Source organism: Streptomyces sp. ADMS, from assembly GCF_033441795.1.
GTDB lineage: Bacteria > Actinomycetota > Actinomycetes > Streptomycetales > Streptomycetaceae > Streptomyces.
Genome location: NZ_JAVFVX010000252.1, coordinates 1 through 3,140, shown reverse-complemented (window position 1 = coordinate 3,140; position 3,140 = coordinate 1). Strand labels below are relative to the sequence as shown.

General features: G+C 69.4%; 2 protein-coding genes. Both read left to right on the top strand.

From position 1 onward, the window contains the following. Positions 1 to 172: 172 nt before the first annotated feature. Positions 173 to 2,434, top strand: coding sequence for a telomere-associated protein Tap (tap, locus tag RB628_RS39965; RefSeq protein ID WP_318325557.1), 2,262 nt, complete (start codon positions 173 to 175; stop codon positions 2,432 to 2,434). Between the two features lie 4 nt (positions 2,435 to 2,438). Continuing rightward, on the top strand, positions 2,439 to 3,029 hold the full coding sequence (gene tpg / locus RB628_RS39960; protein WP_318325556.1) for a telomere-protecting terminal protein Tpg: 591 nt from the start codon (positions 2,439 to 2,441) through the stop codon (positions 3,027 to 3,029). Positions 3,030 to 3,140 lie beyond the last annotated feature (111 nt).

Below are 3,140 nucleotides of genomic sequence, written 5' to 3'. Positions count from 1 at the left end.
CGGCCGACCCCCACACGTGTGGGGGTCGGCCGCCACTGCGTTACCCAAAGCCCCGTAAGTCGACTCACGGAGCCCTTCCGCTCACACTCCTGCCCTCCCTGGCCGCAGAGTGCGTTTCGGTATGCGGTTGGGGGTTAAATTTGATCTAGGTTGTAGTGCGGGAGGGTGAAGCATGCCGAGCCAGGAAGAGCTGTTCGCCGCGGTCGATGAGCTGCTGACGCAGCCCAGGCCTGTGCTGCCGCTCCCGGAGGAACGGCAGCGGCTGCGTAAGGCCGCTGGTCTGACGCAGGACGATGTGGCCCGGGCGCTGCAGTCACGGCGGGAGACGGTCAACGGCTGGGAATCAGGCCGTACCGACCCCAGACCACCGCGGCTTGAGGCGTATCTGCGGCTACTGGAAGGCTGGGCGGCGAAATACCCGGCCCACCCCGCGCCGGATACAGAGGTCTTCACCGGGCCCGCAGCTACGCCGGATGCGCCAACTGCCCCCACCGGCCCGGCCAATGCCCCGGCGACCGCGCCAGCCCCTGAGGACCCGCCGCCTCCGCAGCGCCCCGCCTCCGCCGCGTCCCGTCCGGCAGTCACCACCGGGCCGGCACCGACGTCGCGGCGTCCGGCCCGGCCGAAGACGGTCGCCCCCGTGGCGGATCCCCGGTTCCCTCATGGCCCGCTCGCGGTGCTGGACGGGGAGGGCACGGCGTTCTGCCTGGGCGGGGTGCTGCTGGAGTGTGCGGCGACGACGATTCCGCAGCTGGTCGACTGGACGCTGAAGGAGTCCGGGATCGGCGCGCCACGGCTGAACAAGAACGGCAAGGACTCCGATCCGCTGATCGTGCTGACCGCGGCGGCCGCCGTACGGTTCGGTCTGCCGGAGCGTCTGGAGGGCCATGAGGCACGCCGGAACCTGCGGCTGCCGGAGGACCACCCGGTCGTCAAGCAGATCACGAAGGCGAAGTGGAAACTCACCCAGCGCGGCTTCGGCCCGTGGGCCCGCATCTACCGCCCGGCCAAGGGCAGCCAGCGCCAGTGCGTGCAGCTGACGATCCTGCCCTGGGACGCCCTGGACACCCGCGCCTGGGGCGACGCCGCCACCCTGCACCCCGCGGACCTCGCCCGAGTACTGGGCGTGTACGCCTCCCGGGTCATCACCCCGCGCGGCTCCACCGCCGTATCGGGGCTGGAGCTGATGACCGCGATGCGGCCGCCGACCCGCCCAGTGAAGGACGACACGACCGGCGAGTGGGTGTCCGGGCCGAACCCGGGCGCGCTCACCCGCCCGATCGACCCGGCCCCGCCGGAAGCCCCGCTGGAACACCCCGCCGCCCAGGGCTGGACGGGCGGCTTCCTGGACGAAGAGGCATACCAGTGGGTCCGCGACCCCAAGCTGCTCTCCGACGAGGAGTGCCTGCTGCCATGGGCGGTCGGCATCGACATCAATACCGCCTTCCTCGCGGCCGCCGCCCGCCTCACCGTCGGCCTGTCGCAGCCGGCCCACGTCATGACCCCGGGCTTCGACAAGAAGATCCCCGGCAGCTGGCTGGTCGACTTCTCTCACATCGAACTGGACCCGCGCCTGCCGAACCCGTTCACGCCCACCGGACAGCGCCCCGAAGGACCCGGCTGGTACGCGACACCGACCGTGGCGTACGCGGTCGAGCTCGGCTACGGCGTCACACCGGCCGAGGCATACCTGCGCCACGAGACGGGCGCATACCTGGACCCGTGGCACGACCGTCTCAAGGACGCCTTCGTCACCACGACCGCCGACATGGGCGTGCCCACGGACAAGGACACCGACGAGAGCACGTTCCTCACCGCGATGGCCCTGCACAAGACCTACGCCGCAGCCCACCAGGACGGCCTCGAAGCGCTGCGCACTGCGCTGCGTGAACTCGCGGCCGGCCGCGCCGACTTGGCGCACCTCACTGACCGGAGCGACGAGGACCTGCAGGCCGCCATCCACCGGCACCGACAGGGCGCGATGGTCCTGTCCGCCATCAAGTCGACGGTCAAGGGCGGCATCGGCAAGCTCCGCGAACGACCCCAGGGCCGTCACTACACCGAGGGCGAGCGCTGGCCCGCCCTGGAACGGGCGACGTGGAGTCCGCACATCCGGGCGATGCTCATCGCCAAGGCGCGCGTGAATATGCACCGCAAACTGGCCAAGCTCGCCGCCCTGACCGGCCTGTACCCGCTCGCGGTGCTGTCCGACTGCGCCGTCTACGCCAGCCCAGGCTCCTCCCCGCTGGACTTCCTCCCGCACAACGGCGACGGCACACCGGTCTACGGCACGTTCCGCATCGGCGCGAACCCCGGCTTCTGCAAGGTCGAGGGTGTCCAGGAGATGGCGTGGGCTGTGGACCTGATGGAACAGGGCTACAACCCCGCCCGCCACATCAAGGGCGGCGACGCCGTCATGGATGAAGGGGAGTAGCCCCGTGGTGCGACTGATCCGCCCGGGCAACGCCGACGCCGACGACGCCCTGGTCCAGGAAGCGATCGAGCGCGCCGGCCAGGAAGTCTTCACCCACGACCCGCCCAAGACCCTCAAAGGGCGCATCAACTTCCTGCTGAAGCAGCTGAAGACGACCAAGGCCGTCGCCCAGGAACTCGGTATCACCCAGCGCTCCGTGGAGCGCTACCGCACCGGCGCCCGCAAGCAGCCGCCCAAAAAGATCGCCGACCGTATCGACGCGGCAGTACGGGCCCGCTGGCAACCGAGGGTCCGCGACCGGCGCCGCAAGCAGGCCGCAACCCGTACCGGGATCACCGTTGAAGCCCGCGCCCGCTTCGGCTACAGCGCCCCGATCGGCACGACCGACGACGGTCGCACACGGCGCATCACCGTCCACCTGCCGGCCGACTACGCCCGACGTCTCTTCGACGCGCAGAAGGGCATCGGCGACCAGTCTCCCAACGAAATCATCGCCGAAGGACTCCAAGAAACGTATTTTAAAGACCACGGACGTCGCGCTGGACACCTTGAAATCGAATTCACGGACATCGACTACATCGACATCTCACTCTGAAAGGAAGCCCAGATACGGCGAACTTCCCTCAGCCGGGATGCACACCGAAAAAGGCACGATCATGGCGACCTTGTCGGCGCCGTACTTCTCGGTCACGTACCTGATCACCTC

Coding starts and splice junctions, on each gene's coding strand:
- tap (WP_318325557.1), top strand. CDS start 173: ATGCCGAGCCAGGAAGAGCTGTTCGCCGCGGTCGATGAGCTGCTGACG.